Source organism: Pseudomonas sp. NPDC089741 (assembly GCF_044748825.1).
Taxonomy (GTDB): domain Bacteria; phylum Pseudomonadota; class Gammaproteobacteria; order Pseudomonadales; family Pseudomonadaceae; genus Aquipseudomonas; species Aquipseudomonas helmanticensis.
The window spans coordinates 306,895-326,390 of record NZ_JBIVGT010000002.1; the positions used below are offsets into that span (position 1 = coordinate 306,895).

Genomic DNA, 19,496 nt, shown 5'->3' on the forward strand with positions numbered 1-19,496 from the left:
GGAGGTCTCTATGTTCGACAAAAACAATAAGCTGCGACATAGCATTTCATTGGCAGCCATGCTGGCACTCAGCGGTTTGAGCGCAGTCGCTTGGGCTGATGCCTACGAAGACGCGGCGAAAAAATGGATCGGCAGTGAATTCAAACCGTCGACCCTGACGGCCGATCAGCAACTCGAAGAATTGAAGTGGTTCATCAAGGCTGCCGAGCCGTTTCGCGGCATGGAAATCAAGGTCGTTTCCGAGACCCTGACCACCCACGAATACGAGTCGAAAGTGCTCGCCAAGGCCTTCACCGAAATCACCGGGATCAAGCTCACCCACGACCTGCTGCAAGAAGGCGACGTGGTCGAGAAAATGCAGACGGTGATGCAGTCCGACAAGAATATCTATGACGGCTGGGTCAACGACTCGGACCTGATCGGTACGCACTTTCGCTACGGTAAAACCGAATCGATCACCGACCTGATGGCCAACGAAGGCAAGAACTTCACCTCGCCGACGCTCGACATCAAGGACTTCATCGGCATTTCGTTCACCACCGCGCCGGACGGCAAGATCTATCAACTGCCCGACCAGCAATTCGCCAACCTGTATTGGTTCCGTGCTGACTGGTTTGAACGCGCCGATCTGAAAGCCAAGTTCAAGGAAAAGTACGGCTACGAATTGGGCGTGCCGGTGAACTGGTCGGCCTATGAAGACATCGCCAAATTCTTCAGCGAAGACGTCAAGGAAATCGACGGCAAACGCGTTTACGGCCACATGGACTACGGCAAGAAAGACCCGTCGCTGGGCTGGCGTTTCACCGATGCCTGGTTCTCCATGGCCGGTGGCGGCGACAAAGGCTTGCCGAACGGTTTGCCGGTGGACGAGTGGGGGATTCGCGTCGAGGATTGCCACCCGGTCGGCTCCAGCGTGACCCGTGGCGGCGACACCAACGGCCCGGCCGCAGTGTTCGCCACGCAAAAATACGTCGACTGGCTGAAGGCCTACGCGCCACCGGAAGCGGCGGGCATGACCTTCTCCGAGTCGGGCCCGGTGCCGTCGCAAGGCAATATCGCCCAGCAGATCTTCTGGTACACCGCGTTCACCGCCGACATGACCAAACCGGGCCTGCCGGTGGTCAACGCCGACGGCACGCCGAAATGGCGGATGGCGCCATCGCCGCGCGGGCCGTATTGGGAAGAGGGCATGAAGCTTGGGTATCAGGACGTGGGTTCGTGGACGTTCATGAAATCCACGCCTGAGAAACAGAAACTCGCGGCGTGGTTGTATGCGCAGTTCGTGACCTCGAAAACTGTCTCGTTGAAGAAGACCATCGTCGGCCTGACGCCGATTCGCGAGTCGGACATCAACTCGCAAGCGATGACCGATCTGGCGCCGAAACTCGGCGGTCTGGTCGAGTTCTACCGCAGCCCGGCCCGCGTGCAATGGACCCCGACCGGGACCAACGTGCCGGACTATCCGCGTCTGGCGCAACTGTGGTGGAGCCACATCGCCGAAGCGGCCAGCGGCGAGAAAACCCCGCAACAGGCGCTGGATGGCTTGGCCAAGGATCAGGACGCAATCATGACGCGCCTCGAACGCTCCAAAGCCCAAGCGGTGTGCGCACCGAAAATGAACCCGGAGCGCGATGCGCAATACTGGTTTGATCAGCCAGGTGCACCGAAACCGAAACTGGCCAACGAGAAGCCGAAGGGCGAGACCGTGAGCTACAACGAACTGCTGAAATCGTGGGCGGATGCGCGCAAGTGATAGCTGAAAGGTGAAAGGCGAACGGCACCGCAAGGTGCCGTTTTTGTTGGTGCCCGACCTACCGCAATCGCCAGCAGGCTAGCTCCCACAGGCTTTTGCGGTGCCGACACATTCAATGTAGGAGCTGCCGCAGGCTGCGATCTTTTGCTCTTGTTTTTAGATCAAGATCAACAGATCGCAGCCTGCGGCAGCTCCTACAGAGGTGATTCGGTGGTGGGGAAGCCCAGGCGGAACACGGTCATCGCGCCCGGCAGGCTCTTAACCTCGGCCACGCCCTGATGCAGGCTCATGATCGAGCGCACGATCGCCAGCCCTAATCCGGTGCTGCCCTGCGATCTGGAGCGGCTGCTGTCGACACGGTAGAAGCGGTCGAACAGATACGGCAGATGTTGCGCTTCAATCCCGGCGCCAGGGTTGCTGACCAGTAGCGAGGATTGCTTTGCGCCTTGCTCGATCAGCAACGTCACGGTTTTTCCGGCGGGACAATGGCGCAACGCATTCGACAGCAGATTCGAAATCGCCCGCTGAATCATCAACCGATCGCCCAACACCGAAGCGCTGCCAATAACGTTCAAGTGAATGCGCTTGTCCTGCGCCGACAACGAAAACATCTCCGCCACTTTCGCCGCCTCAACCTCCAGCGCCACCGCTTCAAACGGTGCCAGCGCCGACGGATGACTGACCTGCGCCAGAAACAGCATGTCCGAGACAATCCGCGCCACCCGCTCCAGCTCTTCGGTGCACGACACCAGCACATCCTTGTACTCGTCCACCGAGCGCTCGCGTGAGAGCGTCACTTGCGCCTTGCCCATCAGGTTATTGATCGGCGTGCGCAGCTCATGCGCCAGATCATCGGAAAACTGTGACAACTGCTGCACCCCGGCATCCAGCCGATGCAGCATGAAGTTGATGCCCTGCGCCAGTTCGCTCAACTCCTGCGGCATGTTCACCACCGACAGGCGATGATCGAGATCCTGGGTCGAGACCATCGCTGCGACTTTGCGAAACTCGCGCATCGGTGCCAATCCGCGCTGCACCGCGCCCCACGCCGTGAGGCCGATGAACACCAGCAGCAACGGCAAGGCAATCAGCGTCGAGCGCAGATAGGCGCTGAGCAAGGCCTCATCGTGGGCATTATCAACCGACAGTAGCACTGGCACGCTGCTGCCGTCCTTGAGGCGAATCAGTTGGGAGGCGGTAAGGAATTGCTTGCCTTCAGTGTCAGTGCTGTCGCTGTAGGCCAGTTGATCGGTGGTCGCGCGCACGGCTTTTAATTCGACCCGTGGATCGGCCAGGCCCGAGCCGGATTTGAGCAGCGGCGAGCGCTGATTGAGGCGGTCATAAATCGTCAGCGTGAGGTTGTCATGGCCCATTACCTGATCGAGCAGAATGTGCGGCTTACCGCTGATTTCATTGGCGTCGACGTACAGCGACAGGCTGTGTTCAACCTGTTGCATCTTCTTTTCCAGGCTGTCTCGGGACAGCGCATTCAGCTCGTGGGTCAGGGCGAAGTACGCCAGAATCGCCAGAAACACCACCAGCAGCGCACCGAGAATGCTCACCGTCAAACCGAGGCGCATCGACAGACTGGCCGGCTTCATTCGCGCGACTCCAGGACATAGCCGACACCGCGCAGGGTGTGGATCAACTTGCTCTCGAACGGGTCGTCGATTTTCGCCCGCAAGCGGCGGATCGAGACTTCGACGACATTGGTGTCGCAATCGAAATTCATGTCCCACACCAGCGAGATGATTTGCGTGCGCGTCAGCACTTCGCCGGACTGGCGCATCAGCAGGTGCAGCAGGGCGAATTCCTTGGTGGTCAGGTCGATACGCTGCTCGCCACGGAACGCGCGGTGCCTGCCCGGATCGAGTTCCAGATCCGCGACTTTCAACACCTGCGGCAGCGGAATGTGTTCACTGCGGCGCATCAACGTGCGCACCCGCGCGAGCAATTCGGGGAACTCGAACGGCTTGACCAGATAGTCGTCGGCGCCCAGGTCGAGGCCGCGAATCTTGTCGGCCAGACGCCCGCGCGCGGTGAGCATCATCACTCGCGTGGAGTGCGTGCGGCGCAGTTGTTCCAGTACACCCCAGCCATCCAGTTCGGGCAGATTCACATCGAGAATCACCAGGTCGTAGGCTTGCTGTTGTGCCAGGTGCAAACCGTCGGCACCGGTGGCTGCGTGGTCAACGATATAACCACTTTCGGTCAAACCCTGATGCAAGTATTCGGCAGCTTTAAGCTCGTCCTCGATGACAAGGATTCGCATGATCTTTCACCACTTTTATTTAATGGGTATTTAATTTAGGCGACTGGGAAATTTATTGTTTTTGTGAGGTGTTCCGGACGTTGTTCAATAACGATAAGAAGCCCCTCACCCTCTCCCAGAGGGAGAGGGGACTAAACGTGGGATGCTTCAGAACTGCACCGACGTGGAACATCTTTACGGAATCCATAATCGACTAGATGTAACAGGTCGATATATAACGCCAGACATCTCGGTCGGCTCCCTCTCCCCCCGGGAGAGGGCTGGGGTGAGGGGAAGTCCGAACGATAAAGGTTGTAGTGGCTACAGGGTCAACCGCCAAGCGCTTTAAAACGGCGCTCTGCGACAGCCTGTCGCAGCAAAAACTACAAAATCCCCATGACATTGATTTTCACAAGTGCTGTTCAGCAGATCTCTAACCCGCATTTGTTTCGATGTATTACGACAACAGCGTTTGCACTTCGCATCCTAGAACAAAACAACTTCGGCAAACCGTGGATAACAGATTTGTAATGTTCCAGTCACCTTGTCGATAAGTTCAAAACCCTACCGTGGCGGCATTGAAAATCCTGAATCAAAGGAAGTCTGCCATTGCCCGGTTTATTACAACTGACGGCGCGATCACGCCTGAAAAAAACAGTCAGCGGCATGCTGCTGATCGCCAGTGCAAGCCTCGCGAATGCTGCGACCCTGACGCTTGATCAGGCCCTGCAAAACGCCTTTGCCGGCAACCCGGAGCTGGCCGCTGCGCAGTGGGAAATCGGCATTGCCGAAGGCGATCGCCAGCAGGCCGGGCTGATGCCCAATCCCGAAGTGTCTTGGGAAGCCGAAGACACCCGTCGCGACTCACGCACCACGACGATCATGCTCAGCCAGCCGATCGAACTGGGCGGTAAACGCGGCGCCCGTATCGATGTTGCCAGCCGTGCGCAGGATGCCGCCGCAATTGAACTGGAGCGCAAGCGCAATGCCTTGCGTGCCGATGTGATTCAGGCGTTCAACAGTGCGCAAACCGCGCAGCAACGCTTGCTGCTGTCCCGTCAGTCACTGCAACTCGCTGAGCACGGTTTACGTGTCGCCCAAGGGCGGATCGAGGCGGGCAAATCGTCGCCCGTCGAAGGCACTCGAGCGCAAGTGCAGCTCTCGGAGGTGCGCCTGGAACTGCGCCGCGCCGAACGCGATCAAGCCACGGCTTACCAACAATTGGCGCAGGTCATGGGCGCGCCGTTGCCGACGTCGACCAGGGTGCAGGCGCCCGCGCAAAGCATGCCGGCCGTTCCGCCACCGACAAGATTGCTCGAGCGTCTGAACGAAACCGCCGAGTTGCGTCTGGCGAAGTTGCAGATCGATCAGCGTGAAGCGTCGCTGGGACTGGAAAAATCCCAGCGCATTCCCGACCTCACCGTGAGCGTCGGCAGCCAGTACAGCGAGACCGAGCGCGAGCGGGTCAACGTGGTCGGCCTGTCGATGCCGATCCCGCTGTTCAATCGCAACCAGGGCAACGTCCTCGCGGCGGCACGCCGTACCGATCAGGCGCGGGATCTGCGCAACGCCACCGAACTGCGTTTGCGCACGGAAATCCAGACCAGCCTGGAGCAATGGCAGACCGCCAACGGCGAAGTCAGCGCGTTCAACCAGACCATCCTGCCCGCCGCGCAAAGTGCGGTCGACAGCGCCACTCGCGGGTTCGAAATGGGCAAGTTCGGCTTTCTCGATGTACTCGACGCGCAACGCACATTGATCGCAGCGCGCAGCCAATACATCCAGGCCGTCAGCGAAGCGACCGACGCCCGCGTACGCATCGAACGAATCTTCGGCGAGCTCAGCGTCAGCCCTTGAATTTCACTTTTCAGATCACTGCGCGCAGGCACGGCGCAGAGGAGTTTCCATGGATAAAAAACTGATGATTGTCGCGGTGGCGACGTTGGCGCTGGGCATTGGCATCGGCTCGCAGTGGTCAAGTAACGCGAGTATCGACGCCCACGCCGACGAGGCGTCCGAACACGCCGATCACGCCGAGGAGGGCGCCGCTGCAGAGGGCGAACATGGCGAGGAGGGCCACATCGAATTGAGCATCGAACAGATTAGCGCAGCCGGTATTCAACTGGCCGAGGCAAAGCCGCAAAGCATCGACCTCGGCCTGCCGTTCCCCGGCGAAGTGCGTTTCGACGAAGACCGCACCGCCCATGTCGTGCCGCGTGTACCGGGCGTGGTCGAGACGGTCTCGGTCAACCTCGGGCAAACGGTGAAGAAGGGGCAGTTGCTGGCGGTGATCGCCAGTCAGCAGATCTCCGATCAGCGCAGCGAACAGGCTGCTGCGCAACGTCGCCTGACGTTGGCGCGCACCACCTATGAGCGCGAGAAAAAGTTGTGGCAGGACAAGATCTCTGCCGAACAGGATTTCCTTCAGGCGCGCCAGGCATTGCAAGAAGCTGAAATTGCCGTGAGCAACGCCAGGCAAAAAATCAGCGTACTCAGCGGCAGCGTCGTCGCCACCGGCGGCAATCGCTATGAGTTGCGCGCACCGTTCGACGGCGTGGTGGTGGAAAAACACCTGACGCCGGGCGAGGTGGTCGATGAAACCACGCCAGCGTTCACGCTCTCGGATTTGTCGCGGGTGTGGGTCACGTTCGGTGTTTCACCGAAGGATCTGAACAAGGTGCAAGTGGGCAAAGCGGTCACCGTCAGCGCCGCGGAATTGAACGCGGAAGTCGTCGGCAGCGTGGCTTATGTCGGCAGTTTGCTTGGTGAGCAAACCCGCACCGCGACCGTGCGCGTCACGCTGGAAAATCCGCAGGGTTCATGGCGTCCCGGCCTGTTCGTCACGGCGCTGGTCGCCACTGAAAGTCGCCAGGCAAAAGTCGCCGTGCCTGAAGCCGCGATCCAGACCGTCGAGGACAAACCCACGGTATTCGTGCGTACCGATAACGGCTTCGCAGCGCGGGCCGTCGAGCTGGGCAGTCGCGCCGCGGGCCACGTCGAAGTCACTCAGGGGCTGGAACCGGGCGTGCAAGTCGCCAGCGTCGGCAGCTTCGTCCTCAAATCGGAACTGGGCAAAGCCTCGGCCGAGCACTCGCACTGATCCGCTACTTTCGACCGGAAGATCCTCATGTTCGAACGCCTGATCCAGTTTGCCATCGAGCAGCGCATCATCGTCCTGCTCGCCGTTCTGCTCATGGCCGGCCTCGGCATCGCCAGTTATCAAAAACTGCCGATCGACGCCGTCCCCGACATCACCAACGTCCAGGTGCAAATCAACACCGGCGCCGCCGGGTTCTCGCCACTGGAAACCGAGCAACGCATTACCTTTCCGATCGAGACCGCGATGGCCGGCCTGCCAGCGCTGGAGCAGACTCGTTCGCTGTCGCGTTCGGGGCTGTCGCAGGTCACGGTGATCTTCAAGGACGGTACCGATCTGTTCTTCGCCCGCCAATTGGTCAACGAACGTCTGCAGATCGCCAAGGAGCAATTGCCCGAAGGCGCGGAAGCGATGATGGGGCCGATTTCCACCGGCCTCGGCGAGATCTTCTTGTGGACGGTCGAGGCTCAGGAGGGCGCGCTCAAGGACGACGGCACAACCTACACGCCGACCGATCTGCGGGTGATTCAGGACTGGATCATCAAACCGCAATTGCGCAACGTACCGGGTGTGGCCGAGATCAACACCATCGGCGGTTTTGCCAAGGAATACCAGATCGCGCCGGATCCGAAACGGCTGGCAGCGTACAAGCTGACACTGACCGATCTGGTCACCGCGCTGGAACGCAACAACGCCAACGTCGGCGCCGGTTACATCGAGCGCAGCGGCGAGCAATTACTGATTCGCGCACCAGGGCAAGTGGCGAGCACCGAGGACATCGCCAACATCGTCATGGCCAACGTCGACGGCACACCGATCCGCGTGAAGAACGTCGCTACCGTCGAAATCGGCCGCGAGTTGCGCAGCGGTGCCGCCACGGAAAATGGTCGAGAGGTGGTGCTCGGCACGGTGTTCATGCTGATCGGCGAGAACAGCCGTACGGTCTCGCAAGCGGTGGCGGCCAAGCTTGAACAGATCAACAAATCCTTGCCCGCCGGCGTGATCGCCGTGCCGGTGTACGACCGCACGCACCTGGTCGATAAAGCCATCGCCACGGTGAAAAAGAACCTCATCGAAGGCGCGATTCTGGTGATCGCGATTCTGTTTTTATTCCTCGGCAACATCCGCGCGGCGTTGATTACCGCGATGGTGATTCCGCTGTCGATGCTGTTCACCTTCACCGGCATGTTCAGCAACAAGGTCAGCGCCAACCTGATGAGCTTGGGTGCGCTGGACTTCGGCATCATCGTCGACGGCGCGGTGGTGATCGTCGAAAACACCCTGCGCCGCTTGGCCCATGCGCAGCAGCATCACGGACGGTTGTTGACCCGCGCCGAGCGTTTCAAGGAAGTCTTCGCGGCGGCGAAAGAGGCGCGGCGTCCGCTGATTTTCGGCCAGTTGATCATCATGGTCGTGTACCTGCCGATCTTCGCCCTGAGCGGCGTCGAAGGAAAAATGTTCCACCCGATGGCGTTCACCGTGGTCATCGCTTTGCTTGGCGCGATGCTGTTGTCGGTGACCTTTGTACCGGCGGCGATTGCGCTGTTCGTCACCGGCAAGGTCAAGGAAGAAGAGGGCGCAGTGATGCGCGGCGCACGTCGCATTTATGCACCGGCGCTGGCCTGGGTGATGGGTCATCGCACGGTGGCCGTGGGCGCGGCGCTGGGTGTGATCGTGCTCAGCGGCGTACTTACCAGCCGCATGGGCAGCGAGTTTGTGCCGAGCCTCAGTGAAGGCGATTTCGCCTTGCAAGCCCTGCGCGTGCCGGGCACCAGCCTGACGCAATCGGTGGACATGCAGCAGCGTCTGGAGACATTGATTCTGGCGAAAGTGCCGGAGGTCGAGCGCGTCTTCGCCCGCACCGGCACCGCCGAAATCGCTTCCGATCCGATGCCGCCGAACATCTCCGACAGCTACGTGATGCTCAAGCCCAAGGAGCAGTGGCCAGATCCAGGCAAATCGCGTGAAACCCTGATGGATGAACTGCAAAAGGCTGCCGCGACCTTGCCGGGCAGCAACTATGAACTGTCGCAGCCGATCCAGTTGCGCTTCAACGAACTGATCTCCGGTGTGCGCAGCGATGTTGCGGTGAAGGTGTTTGGCGATGACATGGACGTGCTCAATGCCACGGCGGCGAAAATTGCCGCAGCGATGCAGAAGGTCAAGGGCGCCTCTGAAGTGAAGGTCGAGCAAACCACTGGGTTGCCGGTGCTGACCATCAACATCGACCGCGATAAAGCCGCGCGTTACGGGCTGAATGTCGGCGACGTGCAGGACACCATTGCCGTCGCGGTGGGTGGGCGGCAGGCCGGGACGTTGTACGAGGGCGATCGCCGCTTTGACATGGTCGTGCGTTTGTCCGATGCCATGCGCAAGGACATCGACGGCTTGGCGGCGCTGTTGATCCCGGTGCCGGCGGTGAATGGCTCGGCGAATCAGATCGGCTTTATCGCCCTGAAAGACGTCGCCAGCCTCGACCTGGTGCTCGGACCGAATCAGGTCAGTCGCGAGAACGGCAAGCGTCTGGTGATCGTCAGCGCCAACGTGCGCGGGCGTGATATCGGCTCGTTCGTCAGCGAGGCTGGTCAAGTTATTGAACGTGACGTGCAAGTGCCGGCCGGTTATTGGACCAGTTGGGGCGGGCAGTTCGAGCAACTGCAATCAGCGGCCAAGCGTTTGCAGATTGTGGTGCCAGTGGCGTTGCTGTTGGTGTTTGGTTTGTTGTTCATGATGTTCAACAATCTCAAGGACGGCTTGCTGGTGTTTACCGGGATTCCGTTTGCTCTGACGGGCGGGGTCATGGCGTTGTGGTTGCGCGATATTCCGTTGTCGATTTCGGCGGGCGTGGGGTTTATTGCGTTGTCGGGTGTGGCGGTGCTCAACGGACTGGTGATGATTGCGTTCATTCGCAATTTGCGCGAAGAGGGACGTTCACTGTCCGATGCCATTCACGAAGGCGCGCTGACTCGCTTGCGGCCAGTGCTGATGACGGCGCTGGTGGCGTCGCTGGGGTTTATCCCGATGGCGCTGGCCACCGGCACCGGCGCCGAAGTGCAGCGGCCACTGGCAACCGTCGTCATCGGCGGAATCCTGTCCTCGACGATCCTCACGTTGCTGATATTGCCTGCGCTCTATCAACTCGCGCATCGCCGCGATGAGGACACCGTTCCAATTCAATAGTTAATCTCCCTGTGGGAGCGAGCCTGCTCGCGAAGGCGATCTGTCAGTCAACCACGATGTGACGGAACCACCGCTTTCGCGAGCAGGCTCGCTCCTACAGGTTTTGCGCCCACATAACGGATATGTAATTTCCACGCCACCGTCACGCAAGGTTCGGCTTGTTACCTTGATTCCGTCAGCTACTTAAACGAGGAATCAAAGATGAAACTTGCCCAAATCAGTGCCTTCGCAGCCGCTCTGGCGATCTCTTCCCTGGCTTTGGCCGAAGGCGGCGGCGACCGCACTTTCGAGCGGATGATGACCAGCAACGACCGCTCCATGGAGCTGTTCGTCGCCAAGGAAAAAGCCGCCGCCAACCCGGTGGTCATCAATGAAAAGAAAGGCGACAAAACCCAAGACCTGTAAGCCGGTAGGACCCGCACAAGCCCGTCATCGCGCATCGATGCCGGGCTTTTTTCAAGTCTGGATGGAGAGGAAATACACATGAAAATGCTCAAGTTGCTCGCGTTCACCGGTGCTCTGGCGATGTCGCTGAATGTTCTGGCCGAAGGCGGTGGTGACCGTACTTTCGAACGTGCCTTCAGCGCCAACGCCAAAGCCATGGAGCAATACGCCGCCAAGCAGGGCAAAGCGCCGCCGGTGGTGACGGAGTACGCGTACGGGATGAAGCTCGACGTGGCCAAAGTGGTGAGTGTCGTGAAGCCGCAGCCAGCCTGCAATGTGGTGCCCACCGCCATGACCTACGAGGACTCCCAGGGTCAGCTCAACACCCTCAGATACAACGTGATGGGCGTATGCCGCAACAACGGCGGCTGAATCAACCACCGAACGCGGTCCGTGCAGGAGCTGCCGCAGGCTGCGATCTTTTGACTGTGATTTTAAAAGATCCAGATCAAAAGATCGCAGCCTGCGGCAGCTCCTACAGGGGGTTTCGTGGGCGTAAAAAAGGCGTCCCGAAGGACGCCAAAGGATTCACCTCTACCAAAGGAGCAAGGAGCTTCTAAAGGTGAATTTTCATGAACCGAACAGTCACAGAATCGCCAGCGGATATTCGATAATCACCCGCACTTCATCCAGGTCCGACTCAAACGCCGTGGCGCGGGTCGTGGCCTGACGCAGGCGCAGCGAGAGGTCTTTCATCGAGCCGCTCTGCACCACGTATTTGACTTCGATGTCACGCTCCCAGCGCTTCTGGTCGGTCAGTGGATTGCCCTCGGCATCGCGGCGCATGTAGACGGCGTTGGCGTTGGAATAGTCGGCGTCCGAACCACGTGCGTAACGGGTCATGAACGACAAACCGGGTACGCCGTAAGTGCTCATGTCGAGGTCGTAGCGGACCATCCACGAGCGCTCGTTCGGTGAGTTGAAGTCGCTGTACTGGATGGAGTTGTCGAGGAAGATCGAGTCGGACTGGCGCAGGTAGTCGAAGTCGTCATTGCCGTTGTTGCGCTGGTGGGAGAGGGCGACCGAGTGGGCGCCGAGCTTGACGCCGACGCGGCCGCTCCAGATGTTGTTGTCGAACTCGCCGAGCAGTTGTTTGCCCTCGTCGACTGCCTTGTAATAATTCAGGCCGGCGAACAGCGACAGCTCGTCGGACAGCGAATAAGTCCACGCGGAGCCAGCGTAATACTGATTCCACGCATCTTTCAGGCGACTGGAATACAGGCTGAAACTGAGGTTCTTGTTCAGCGCATAATCACCGCCGCCATAAGCGATCCACGGCGAATTGACCGGCCCGGCGTAGAACGTCGCGAAGTTCTCGCGCATGTCGCTGGACACCGGTTGGCTCATCGCATGCAGTCGCCCGCCCTGTACCGACAGACCCTCGATGCTGGTGTTGGTCGCCGTCACGCCACGAAAACTTTCCGGCAACAATCGCGAGTCACCCGCCGCGACCACCGGGTTCGCGGGGAAGACATCGCCGACCCTGAGCACCGTATCAAACGCGCGCACTTTCGCCGCGCCACCGACCTTGGTGTACTCGTCCCGCGCCTCGCCGTCGCTGTTGACCGGCAACACGTCAAACGAGCTGCGGCCACCGTTGCGCCCATCGCCGGTGTCGAGTTTCAGACCGATCATCGCGAAAGCATCAACACCCACTCCGACGGTGCCTTGGGTGAAGCCGGATTCGAACTTGCCGATCAGCGCTTGCGCCCAGGCTTCGGAGTAGCCATTGCCGGTCGGGCTGGATTGGCCGTTGCGATGATCCCGGTTGAAGTACAAGTTGCGGTTGAGCAGCGTCAGGCTGCTGCCTTCGATAAAGCCTTGCGGCTTGTCCTCCGCCATCACCACGGACGGCCCGGAGCCAACCACCACCGCTAACGCGGCTATCGATATTTTTGAATTGTTAACCATCAATCACTCCTGAGGTTCGGCAGAACGCGAACGGGCTTCGGCGTGGTTTTTATTGTTCGGCGCAAAAGGCGCGCCGGCAGGGTCGCCGGGTGACATCGTTGCAAGCTGCGGATAACGCCAAGGTGATGGGGGAATTACAATTTCGTCATGTGCAGGTGGGTGGATTTCGATTCGTCAGCCAGCAAATCTGGCGAACGAGCAGGGCGACAAACGGTCGATAGTGGCCACGGAATCAACACGCTTTTACCCGGTCGTATGGGCGGCTGCGCGCACCGCGTCGCGAAAGCGAGGACGAGGGCAGCGTGGCCGATTTCGTCGTCAAGACCTTGGTTTTAGGGATGTGTTGAATGAAGCGCGCAACAACGATGCTGCTGACTGTGACCGCCGCCGTATTGCTCGGTGGCTGTGTCGCGGATTTTGATGATGACCACCGCCATGGCCGGCATTACGACCGCGATCACGGGCGCAATTACGATCACGACCGTCGTTGGGATGACCGCGATGACGACCGCCGCGATGGCCGACGTTACTATCGCGATCGCGACGATGACTGATTAAGCAGAAAGAGGGCGTTCCTGCTTAGGAACGCCCTCTGTCATTGCCTCTCGATTAAAAATGAGCGCCCGCCTGGACGCTGGATCGCGCAGGCACTGAGGCCTCGATGTCCAGCAAATGGGTGGCGAGAATGTCGCTCAGAAAGCGGAACTGATCGTTGATGCCGACCACTTCATTGCTGAAATGGTTGCTCGCCGCGGGCATCAGCAGATCTTCGAAATTTTCGTTGAACACCAGCGCCTGAGCCTTGTGCGACACGGCGTGCTGATCGTAGTAGTTGCTGCCGAACACCGGGAAACTCACGGAGAGTGTGACGTGGGTGTGAATCATGCTGTGAACTCCTCGTTGTGTCTCGGATGGGGCAATCGTGCCTTTGGTTGGCGGCAGGCGGAAGGCAATCGTGGCAATGGTGAATATCGACGGCAATGATGGTTGGGGTTTTCGGGTGTTGCTGATGGCGCCATCGCGAGCAGGCTCACTCCTACATTTGAAATGCATTCTTCTGTAGGAGTGAGCCTGCTCGCGATGGCGCCAGACCAGGCAAAACCGGACAAACGGCCTTAAACCCACACCTATACTCAAATCTGTCTCCCCGGATCTTCAAGGACGCCCTCACCGTGAACCCGCGTGCGCTGCTCGTCGCCGCCCTGTTCCTGCTGGCCGGCTGCGCCACCTCGACCCGGGCGCCGGTGGCGGCGCCGCAAGCCGTGTTCGTCTCGCCGCAGACCTGGCAGCAGATCGACCGGGAAATCGTCAGCGCCTCGCAACAGGCCACCGAGCAGGTCAAGCTGTTCGCCCGTGGCTCGATGGAACATTGGCGCACTCGCGTCTATCAGCAAACTGAAGAAAATTTCATCCCGTGGTTCAGCAGCTACTGGACGCAGGAATGGCTGTCGATGAAGGTCAGTTGGTACACCGTCAATGCCGGTGGCGAACAGGATGCTTCAGCCAAGCGCCTGGCGGCGTATCTGCTTGAGCAATATCAGAAAAGAGTACTGGCGCCGGTGGCGGTGGAGATCGATCCGGACGCGATCCTCGGGCAGGCCACCGAGTTTTATACGCAGCTGATGGCCAAACAGATGCCGCTCATCGCCCAGCGTCACCGCGTACCGCTTGCGCAGCTTAACGGGCATTTGCAGAAGATCCCGGCCATCGCCCTCGGCCCGCCGCCGGCGCGGGACGCGTCGCTGTTGCAAGTCATCAGCACCGCGCCGCTGAACACCTTGCCGGCGTATGCCGCGCTGATCGACAAGATCCACACCGACGGCGGCGCCAAGGGTATCGCCTCGACCGACGCCGGCATGGCGCCGGTGGCCAAACGTGCCAGCCAGCGGATGGAGGCCGAAATGGCCCCGCGCGGGGCTGCCAGTGCCGTTGCGGCGGCAGCCGGCAAACTGGCGGGTGGGCTGATTTCGGTGGGGGTGGCGGGCATCCGCGCGATCATCCAGGCCAATGACCGTCCCGACAGCGAAGCGCTGATCCGCAGCAGCCTCGGCGGCACTTTCGACAAGGCCTGGCTAAAACTGGTGCAGAACCCGACCACCGGGGTCATGGCCGGCGCGCTGCACATGGCCGGGCAGGTCGAGCGCAATCTGGCCGGCAGCGAAGCACCGTCGGTCGGCTTGGGTGTGGAGGGTGTCGAATGGCGTCCGCCGCAATCGACTACTCAGCAGATCGAACCCAAACTACAAGGAGAATGATCATGGCTTACATCGATATTTTTGTGGCGCCGGTGCCGACTGCCAATCGTGAACAGTACAAACAACACTGCGTCATCGCGGCGAAACTGTTCAAGGAGTACGGCGCTCTGAGCGTCGCCGAATGCTGGGGCGATGACGTGCCTGACGGCAAGCTCACGTCGTTTCCAATGGCGGTGAAACTCAAGGACGGCGAAACCGTGGTCTCGGGCTGGCTGATCTGGCCCGACAAAGCCACCCGCGATGCCGGCATGGCAAAAATGATGGAAGACCCACGGATGAAACCGGACGTCAACCCGATGCCGTTCGACGGCCAGCGGATGATCTACGGCGGCTTTCAATACCTCTTGGAACCCTGAACCACGCACACCTCCCTGTAGGAGCTGCCGAAGGCTGCGATCTTTTGATCTTGTTTTTTCAATCAACCTCAAAAGACCGCAGCCTTCGGCAGCTCCTACAGAGGCGTCATTCGGAGGAGGGGGTGATTCGGCAGCCTTTGCGGTTGCGGATCTGTTCGTCTGTCGGCCGTTCGCGGACGAATTCGAAGCGTGGCTCGCCCTCGCTGTAATGCACCAGCCAGCCCCATTCCAGCTCATGTTCGTCCTGCCCGGGATGCGGCGGTCGTGCCCACCACGGCTCTTTGCTGAGGATCTCGCGCATGGCGGCCTCCGATTGATGGCAATCCTTGAACTATAGCTTCCTGACACGAGTCGTCTGATCAGGCTGTGTAGAATCCGCCCGATTACGATAAACAGGGGGCAGGGCCATGACCGATGAAGCGAAACGACTGTTTTTCGCCCTCGATTGCCCGACGGTGCAGCGCAAGGCAATCGCCCAGTGGCGCGGGGAGTTGGGTTTGCGCACCGGAAAGCCGGTGCCGGCTGACAATTTTCATCTGACGTTGCTGTTCCTCGGTGCTGTGCCGTTGGCGCAGATCAATGAGGTTTGCGAGGCTGCTGGAAAAGTGCGCAAACCGGGGGAGCCGCTGAAAATTCTGCTGGATCGCTTGCAGGTCTGGCATCGTGCCGGGGTCTTGTCGTTGGCGCCTGAACAGGCGCCGCAGGCGTTGTTGCGCTTGGTCTACGCGCTGGAACAGGCGATGTTGCCGTTCGGTTTCGAGGAGACCTCCCACGAGTTTCGCCCGCACCTGACCTTGGCCCGGGACTACCGCGCGCCGGAGCCGGAATCCGCGACGCTGCCCGAGTTTTTCCTGCGCGCCGAACGCTTTGCCCTGTTCGAATCGCACAAGGGCCGCTACCGGGTTCTGCAGGATTGGCCGCTGATTTGAAGCGACAAAAAAAGGCGCCCGAGGGCGCCTGAGAATTCACCCGAGCCGAGGGAGCCAGGTGAGGCCGTTCATAGCAGGGTGCAGCGGTGGTAAAGCGCTGCGTGAACGGGAAAACACTAATTCTGAAATTTACACTGATCGTTCCCACGCTCTGCGTGGGAATGCCTCTTGTGACGCTCCGCGTCACGCTTTGGGACGCAGATCGTCCCGGACTGCATTCCCAGGCGGAGCGTGGGAACGATCATCGGCTCATTTGCCGAGTTTCACCCGGGTCCAGCCACGGGTCATGATTCGCTGTGTGGCGATCGGCTGATCCGGCACCGCATACAACGTCGCCATCACCGCTTGCGACGGGTATGAGCCCGGGTCGTTACGGATCGCTTCATCCACCAGTGGCGTGGCCGCCGAGTTGGCGTTGCTGTAACCGTTGCTGTTGGTGATCTCGGCGATGATGTCCGGACGCATCAGGAAGTCCATGAACAGGTAGGCGTTCTCGACGTTCGCTGCATCGCGCGGGATGGCGACCATGTCGTAGAAGCTGCCGGCGCCTTCCTTGGGAATGCTGTAGTCGATCACCACGTTGTTGCCCGATTCCACCGCGCGGGCCTTGGCCTGCAACACGTCACCGGAGTAACCGACCGCCACGCAGATGTTGCCGTTGGCCAGATCGGAGATGTATTTCGAGGAATGGAAATACGCCACGTTCGGGCGGATTTTCATGAACAGCGCCTCGGCTTCCTTGATGTGCGCGGTGTCCTGGTCGTTCACCGGGTAGCCCAGGTAGTGCAGGGCGGCCGGGATCATTTCGGTCGGCGAGTCGAGGAAACTGATACCACAGGCTTTGAGCTTTTCAGCGTTTTCCGGTTTGAACAGCAAGTCCCAGGAATTGGTCGGAGCATTGGCGCCGAGCACTTCCTTGACCTTGGCCGGGTTGAAACCGATGCCGATCGAGCCCCACATGTACGGGAACGCGTGGGCGTTGTCCGGATCACTGGCAGCGGCGTTTTTCAGCAGCACCGGGTTGAGATTCTTCCAGTTCGGCAGCTTCGATTTGTCCAGCGTCTGATAGACACCGGCCTTGATCTGCTTGGCCAGGAAACTGTTCGACGGCACGACCAGGTCGTAACCGGATTTGCCCGCCAGCAAACGTGCCTCAAGGGTCTCGTTGCTGTCGAAGACGTCGTAGGTCACACGGATGCCGGTCTCGTCTTCGAACTTCTTGACGGTGTCCGGCGCGATGTAATCGGACCAGTTGTAAACACGCAGCACCTTGTCGTTGGCCTGGGCGCCCATGACCATTGCGCCCATTAAGGACAGTGTCAGCAGAGTCCTGCCAAACATTTTCATCGGTACAACTCCATTCTTCTTATTCAAAAACTTTAATCAAAAGCACAAACCAGCTGTACACATAACCTTGTGGCGAGGGGATTTATCCCCGTTGGGCTGCGAAGCAGCCCCTTGCAGTTCAACCTGAAAACTGTGTATTCAGGTTTTACGACTGCTGCGCAGCCGAACGGGGATAAATCCCCTCGCCACAGTTGTTCATCAGTGTTGCTTAGGCAGTCGCCGTTGCCGGTTGCTGCCACGACTCGTTCGCCGTCTGATCCATCGCTTCCTGAATTGCCCGCTTGCGGTTGGCCTCTGCCTTGCGGCCGAAGTACCAGACCAGGAAGGTCACCAAGGAAACCGCCAGCAGAATCAGGCTCGCCACCGCGTTGATCTCAGGCTTCACGCCCAGACGCACCGCCGAGAACACCTCCATCGGCAACGTCGTCGAACCCGGACCGGAAACGAAGCTCGCCAACACCAGATCATCCAGCGACAAGGCGAACGACATCATCCCGCCCGCTGCCAAAGATGGCGCGATCATTGGAATGGTGATCAGGAAAAACACCTTGAACGGCTTCGCACCGAGATCCATCGCCGCTTCTTCGATCGACAGATCCAGCTCGCGCAGGCGGGCGGAGACTACCACCGCCACATAGGCTGCACAAAACGTGGTGTGGGCGATCCAGATCGTGACGATGCCACGCTCCTGCGGCCAGCCGATCAACTGCGCCATGGCCACGAACAGCAGCAACAGCGACAGACCGGTGATCACTTCAGGCATCACCAACGGCGCGGTCACCAGGCCACCAAACAGCGTACGACCCTTGAAGCGCGTCACGCGAGTCAGGACGAAGGCGGCGAGGGTGCCCAGCGCTACGGCGGCAACGGCGGTATAGCAGGCGATTTCCAGCGAGCGCACCACCGAGCCCATCAGTTGCGTATTGTCGAGCAGGCCGACGTACCACTTCACCGACCAGCCGCCCCAGACTGTCACCAGTTTGGATGCGTTGAACGAGTAGATCACCAGAATCAGCATCGGCAGATAAATGAACATCAAGCCGAAGATCAACATGAACTTGGAAAAACCGAAGCGTTTCATCCTCGTGCCTCCATCTCTTTGGCCTGGCTGCGGTTGAACAGCAGAATCGGCACAATCAGGATCAACAGCATCACCACCGCCAGCGCAGACGCCACCGGCCAGTCGCGGTTATTGAAGAACTCTTGCCACAGCACGCGACCGATCATCAGCGTCTCCGGGCCACCCAACAATTCCGGAATCACGAACTCACCGACCACCGGAATGAACACCAGCATGCACCCGGCAATGATGCCGTTCTTGGCCAGCGGCACAGTGATTTTCCAGAAGTTGTTGAAGTTGCTCGAACCCAGATCCGACGCGGCTTCGAGCAGGCTGCCGTCGTGCTTGACGAGGTTGGCGTAGAGCGGCAACACCATGAACGGCAGGTAGGCGTAAACCACACCTATGTAGACGGCCGTGTTGGTGTTGAGGATCTCGATCGGGTGATCGGTCAGCCCCGTCCACATCAGAAACGCGTTGAGCAGACCGTTGTTGCTGAGGATGCCCATCCACGCGTAAACGCGGATCAGGATTGCGGTCCAGGTCGGCATCATGATCAGCAGCAGCAGGACGTTTTGCGTTTCCTTGCCAGTCTTGGTGATTGCGTAGGCCATCGGGAAACCGATCACCAGGCACATCAGCGTGCTCAGCGCCGCGACCTTCAGCGAACCGAGGTAGGCCGACAGGTACAACTCGTCTTCGCCGAGCATGGTGTAGTTGCCGATGTTCAGCATCAGCTGGAATTTCTGTTCGGCGTAGGTGTAGATCTCCGAGTACGGCGGGATCGACAACGCGGCTTCCGAGAAGCTGATCTTCATCACCAGGAAGAACGGCAGCATGAAGAACAGGAACAGCCAGATGAACGGGATGCCGATAACCAGTTTTCGTCCGCTGGGCACCAGGCGCAGGAATT

At 59.7% G+C, this 19,496-nt stretch carries 18 protein-coding genes; 10 read left to right on the forward strand and 8 right to left on the reverse strand.

Annotated elements, in window-relative coordinates; genetic code table 11:
* The first annotated feature begins 10 nt into the window (after positions 1 to 10).
* Complete coding sequence (locus ACIPZE_RS03510; RefSeq protein ID WP_277758440.1) at positions 11 to 1,753, forward strand: ABC transporter substrate-binding protein; 1,743 nt, start codon at positions 11 to 13, stop codon at positions 1,751 to 1,753.
* 194 nt (positions 1,754 to 1,947) lie between these two features.
* Here ACIPZE_RS03510 and ACIPZE_RS03515 read toward each other — a convergent pair whose 3' ends face one another.
* Both ACIPZE_RS03515 and ACIPZE_RS03520 read right to left on the reverse strand, forming a co-directional pair.
* Positions 1,948 to 3,354 (reverse strand): heavy metal sensor histidine kinase, encoded by a 1,407-nt coding sequence (locus ACIPZE_RS03515; protein ID WP_283436928.1) that lies wholly within the window; start codon positions 3,352 to 3,354, stop codon positions 1,948 to 1,950.
* A complete protein-coding gene (locus ACIPZE_RS03520) occupies positions 3,351 to 4,025 on the reverse strand; it encodes a heavy metal response regulator transcription factor (RefSeq protein ID WP_400771399.1) in 675 nt (224 codons plus the stop codon). Before ACIPZE_RS03520 ends, ACIPZE_RS03515 begins: the two co-directional genes overlap by 4 nt.
* Positions 4,026 to 4,613: 588 nt before the next feature.
* Between ACIPZE_RS03520 and ACIPZE_RS03525 the strand changes: the two genes are divergently transcribed.
* The 5 genes from ACIPZE_RS03525 (at position 4,614) to ACIPZE_RS03545 (ending at position 11,097) form a co-directional block, all read left to right on the forward strand.
* On the forward strand, positions 4,614 to 5,861 hold the full coding sequence (locus ACIPZE_RS03525) for a TolC family protein (protein ID WP_400771401.1): 1,248 nt from the start codon (positions 4,614 to 4,616) through the stop codon (positions 5,859 to 5,861).
* A 49-nt stretch (positions 5,862 to 5,910) separates the two neighbouring features.
* Positions 5,911 to 7,104 carry an efflux RND transporter periplasmic adaptor subunit gene (locus tag ACIPZE_RS03530; protein WP_400771404.1) on the forward strand — a complete coding sequence of 398 codons (1,194 nt, stop codon included), beginning with the start codon at positions 5,911 to 5,913 and terminating at the stop codon, positions 7,102 to 7,104.
* Between the two features lie 27 nt (positions 7,105 to 7,131).
* Complete coding sequence (locus ACIPZE_RS03535; RefSeq protein WP_400771407.1) at positions 7,132 to 10,281, forward strand: CusA/CzcA family heavy metal efflux RND transporter; 3,150 nt, start codon at positions 7,132 to 7,134, stop codon at positions 10,279 to 10,281.
* Positions 10,282 to 10,482: 201 nt separating this feature from the next.
* Positions 10,483 to 10,686, forward strand: coding sequence for a co-regulatory protein PtrA N-terminal domain-containing protein (locus ACIPZE_RS03540; RefSeq protein WP_400771410.1), 204 nt, complete (start codon positions 10,483 to 10,485; stop codon positions 10,684 to 10,686).
* 78 nt (positions 10,687 to 10,764) lie between these two features.
* Positions 10,765 to 11,097 (forward strand): DUF2790 domain-containing protein, encoded by a 333-nt coding sequence (locus ACIPZE_RS03545; RefSeq protein ID WP_400771413.1) that lies wholly within the window; start codon positions 10,765 to 10,767, stop codon positions 11,095 to 11,097.
* 213 nt (positions 11,098 to 11,310) lie between these two features.
* On the opposite strand, the gene ACIPZE_RS03550 is transcribed toward ACIPZE_RS03545, so the two are convergent.
* On the reverse strand, positions 11,311 to 12,636 hold the full coding sequence (locus ACIPZE_RS03550; RefSeq protein WP_400771416.1) for an OprD family porin: 1,326 nt from the start codon (positions 12,634 to 12,636) through the stop codon (positions 11,311 to 11,313).
* A 347-nt stretch (positions 12,637 to 12,983) separates the two neighbouring features.
* Here ACIPZE_RS03550 and ACIPZE_RS03555 point away from each other — a divergent pair, with 347 nt between their 5' ends.
* Entirely contained in the window at positions 12,984 to 13,190 is a 207-nt protein-coding gene (locus ACIPZE_RS03555) for a hypothetical protein (RefSeq protein WP_129392239.1), read from the forward strand.
* A gap of 55 nt (positions 13,191 to 13,245) precedes the next feature.
* Here ACIPZE_RS03555 and ACIPZE_RS03560 read toward each other — a convergent pair whose 3' ends face one another.
* The gene (locus tag ACIPZE_RS03560) at positions 13,246 to 13,521 is read right to left on the reverse strand and encodes a hypothetical protein (RefSeq protein WP_400771419.1); all 276 of its coding nucleotides are present in this window, start codon (positions 13,519 to 13,521) and stop codon (positions 13,246 to 13,248) included.
* A gap of 287 nt (positions 13,522 to 13,808) precedes the next feature.
* Between ACIPZE_RS03560 and ACIPZE_RS03565 the strand changes: the two genes are divergently transcribed.
* Positions 13,809 to 14,891: a hypothetical protein gene (locus ACIPZE_RS03565; protein WP_400771422.1), complete on the forward strand. Its 1,083-nt coding sequence runs from the start codon at positions 13,809 to 13,811 to the stop codon at positions 14,889 to 14,891.
* A 2-nt stretch (positions 14,892 to 14,893) separates the two neighbouring features.
* Positions 14,894 to 15,247, forward strand: a complete 354-nt coding sequence (locus tag ACIPZE_RS03570) for a DUF1428 domain-containing protein (protein ID WP_283436919.1) — start codon at positions 14,894 to 14,896, stop codon at positions 15,245 to 15,247.
* Positions 15,248 to 15,353: 106 nt separating this feature from the next.
* Here the strand turns inward: ACIPZE_RS03570 and ACIPZE_RS03575 are convergent, their stop codons facing one another.
* A complete protein-coding gene (locus tag ACIPZE_RS03575; protein WP_129392252.1) occupies positions 15,354 to 15,548 on the reverse strand; it encodes a hypothetical protein in 195 nt (64 codons plus the stop codon).
* A 106-nt stretch (positions 15,549 to 15,654) separates the two neighbouring features.
* Between ACIPZE_RS03575 and thpR the strand changes: the two genes are divergently transcribed.
* Entirely contained in the window at positions 15,655 to 16,176 is a 522-nt protein-coding gene (gene thpR / locus ACIPZE_RS03580) for an RNA 2',3'-cyclic phosphodiesterase (protein ID WP_400771426.1), read from the forward strand.
* Positions 16,177 to 16,425: 249 nt separating this feature from the next.
* Here the strand turns inward: thpR and ACIPZE_RS03585 are convergent, their stop codons facing one another.
* The 3 genes from ACIPZE_RS03585 to ACIPZE_RS03595 all read right to left on the reverse strand — a co-directional run bounded on the left by ACIPZE_RS03585 (position 16,426) and on the right by ACIPZE_RS03595 (position 19,482).
* A complete protein-coding gene (locus tag ACIPZE_RS03585; RefSeq protein WP_129392258.1) occupies positions 16,426 to 17,523 on the reverse strand; it encodes a polyamine ABC transporter substrate-binding protein in 1,098 nt (365 codons plus the stop codon).
* A gap of 208 nt (positions 17,524 to 17,731) precedes the next feature.
* A complete protein-coding gene (locus ACIPZE_RS03590) occupies positions 17,732 to 18,604 on the reverse strand; it encodes an ABC transporter permease subunit (protein WP_400771429.1) in 873 nt (290 codons plus the stop codon).
* On the reverse strand, positions 18,601 to 19,482 hold the full coding sequence (locus ACIPZE_RS03595; protein WP_372238478.1) for an ABC transporter permease subunit: 882 nt from the start codon (positions 19,480 to 19,482) through the stop codon (positions 18,601 to 18,603). Before ACIPZE_RS03595 ends, ACIPZE_RS03590 begins: the two co-directional genes overlap by 4 nt.
* Between the last annotated feature and the right edge of the window lie 14 nt (positions 19,483 to 19,496).